Annotated in this window: 1 rRNA gene; it reads right to left on the bottom strand. The window is 57.3% G+C overall.

The features are described from left to right. Positions 1-50: 50 nt before the first annotated feature. A 23S ribosomal RNA gene (locus tag AB0I60_RS37420) occupies positions 51-3129 on the bottom strand. Between the last annotated feature and the right edge of the window lie 51 nt (positions 3130-3180).

Genomic DNA, 3180 nt, shown 5'->3' with positions numbered 1-3180 from the left:
TGGTCCGGTTCGGTTCTTTCAGAACCGCACAGTGGATGCGTAGCATGTTTGTGAGCAAGTCCTCGGCCTATTAGTACCGGTCAACTCCAGCCGTTACCGACCTTCCATCTCCGGCCTATCAACCCAATAGTCTCTTGGGGGCCTTACCCCACAAAGGGTGGGATACCTCATCTAGGAACGAGCTTCCCGCTTAGATGCTTTCAGCGGTTATCCCTTCCGAACGTAGCCAACCAGCAATGCCCTTGGCAGGACAACTGGCACACCAGAGGTCCGTCCGTCCCGGTCCTCTCGTACTAGGGACAGCCTTCCGCAAGTATCCTACGCGCGCGGCGGATAGGGACCGAACTGTCTCACGACGTTCTAAACCCAGCTCGCGTACCGCTTTAATGGGCGAACAGCCCAACCCTTGGGACCTACTCCAGCCCCAGGATGCGACGAGCCGACATCGAGGTGCCAAACCATGCCGTCGATATGGACTCTTGGGCAAGATCAGCCTGTTATCCCCGGGGTACCTTTTATCCGTTGAGCGACCACGCTTCCACAAGCCATGGCCGGATCACTAGTTCCGACTTTCGTCCCTGCTCGACCCGTCGGTCTCACAGTCAAGCCCCCTTGTGCACTTGCACTCGACACCTGATTGCCAACCAGGCTGAGGGAACCTTTGAGCGCCTCCGTTACCCTTTGGGAGGCAACCGCCCCAGTTAAACTACCCACCAGGCACTGTCCCTGATCCGGATCACGGACCGAGGTTAGACATCCAGTACGACCAGAGTGGTATTTCAACGACGACTCCACAACCACTGGCGTGGCCGCTTCACAGTCTCCCACCTATCCTACACAAGCCGAACCGAACACCAATACCAAGCTATAGTAAAGGTCCCGGGGTCTTTCCGTCCTGCCGCGCGTAACGAGCATCTTTACTCGTAGTGCAATTTCGCCGGGCCTGTGGTTGAGACAGTCGAGAAGTCGTTACGCCATTCGTGCAGGTCGGAACTTACCCGACAAGGAATTTCGCTACCTTAGGATGGTTATAGTTACCACCGCCGTTTACTGGCGCTTAAGTTCTCAGCTTCGCCCCGAAGAGCTGACCGGTCCCCTTAACGTTCCAGCACCGGGCAGGCGTCAGTCCGTATACATCGTCTTGCGACTTCGCACGGACCTGTGTTTTTAGTAAACAGTCGCTTCTCGCTGGTCTCTGCGGCCGAAAAATCCTAGCCCGCAAGGGGCTTCAAATCCCTCGGCCCCCCTTCTCCCGAAGTTACGGGGGCATTTTGCCGAGTTCCTTAACCACAGTTCGCCCGATCGCCTCGGTATTCTCTACCTGACCACCTGTGTCGGTTTGGGGTACGGGCCGCATGAACACTCACTAGAGGCTTTTCTCGACAGCATGGGATCACCCTACTTCGCCTCAATCGGCTATGCATCACGTCTCAGCCTCGTGCAGCACGGATTTGCCTATGCTGCGGCCTACACGCTTACACCAGTACTACCACTCACTGGCGGAGCTACCCTCCTGCGTCACCCCATCGCTTGACTACTACAAGTTCAGGTCCCGCGCTCCACGTCACTCCTCACCCGAAGGATCGGAGCGGGCTTCGGGCGGTTAGTATCACAAGGTTCGCCATGGGCGCGTTCACACGGGTACGGGAATATCAACCCGTTGTCCATCGACTACGCCTGTCGGCCTCGCCTTAGGTCCCGACTTACCCTGGGCGGATTAGCCTGGCCCAGGAACCCTTGGTCATCCGGCGGCAGAGTTTCTCACTCTGCTTTCGCTACTCATGCCTGCATTCTCACTCGTCCAGCCTCCACACCTGGATCACTCCGGCGCTTCGACGGCTGAACGACGCTCCCCTACCCATCCAGCACTGCTGCTGAATGACACGGCTTCGGCGGTGTGCTTAAGCCCCGCTACATTGTCGGCGCAGGACCACTTGACCAGTGAGCTATTACGCACTCTTTAAAGGGTGGCTGCTTCTAAGCCAACCTCCTGGTTGTCTGAGCGACCCCACATCCTTTCCCACTTAGCACACACTTAGGGGCCTTAGCCGGCGTTCTGGGCTGTTTCCCTCTCGACTACGAAGCTTATCCCCCGCAGTCTCACTGCCGCGCTCTCACGTACCGGCATTCGGAGTTTGGTTGATTTCGGTAAGCTTGTGGGCCCCCTAGACCATCCAGTGCTCTACCTCCGGCACGAAACACACGACGCTGCACCTAAATGCATTTCGGGGAGAACCAGCTATCACGGAGTTTGATTGGCCTTTCACCCCTAACCACAGCTCATCCCCCAGGTTTTCAACCCTGGTGGGTTCGGGCCTCCACGCAGTCTTACCCACGCTTCACCCTGGCCATGGCTAGATCACTCCGCTTCGGGTCTAGACCACGCGACTCACACGCCCTGTTCGGACTCGCTTTCGCTACGGCTACCCCACACGGGTTAACCTCGCCACGCAGCACTAACTCGCAGGCTCATTCTTCAAAAGGCACGCCGTCACCCCGAAAGGCTCCGACGGATTGTAGGCACACGGTTTCAGGTACTATTTCACTCCCCTCCCGGGGTACTTTTCACCTTTCCCTCACGGTACTAGTCCGCTATCGGTCACCAGGGAGTATTCAGGCTTAGCGGGTGGTCCCGCCAGATTCACAGCGAATTTCACGAGTACGCTGCTACTTGGGAACACCGTCAGGAGGTACCGGGTTTTCACGTACGGGACTCTCACCCTCTACGGCCGCGCTTTCCAGACACGTTCCGCTAACCACAGTACTTTATGACTCCTCGACCGTCCGGCAGAACGATCAGACAGGTCCCACGACCCCGCACACGCAACCCCTGCCGGGTATCACACGAATACGGTTTAGCCTCTTCCGCTTTCGCTCGCCACTACTCACGGAATCACGGTTGTTTTCTCTTCCTGCGGGTACTGAGATGTTTCACTTCCCCGCGTTCCCTCCACACGCCCTATGTGTTCAGACGCGGGTGACCCCACATGACTGGGGCCGGGTTTCCCCATTCGGAAATCCTTGGATCTCAGCTCGGTTGACAACTCCCCAAGGCTTATCGCAGTCTCCTACGTCCTTCATCGGCTCCTGGTGCCAAGGCATCCACCGTATGCCCTTAATAACTTGCCACAAAGATGCTCGCATCCACTGTGCAGTTCTCAAAGAACAACCAGACACCAC

It is taken from the genome of Actinosynnema sp. NPDC050436 (assembly GCF_040655415.1).
Lineage (GTDB): Bacteria > Actinomycetota > Actinomycetes > Mycobacteriales > Pseudonocardiaceae > Actinosynnema.
Note: the sequence above shows the minus strand (reverse complement) of the source record. Positions and strands in the feature narration are given on the sequence as shown.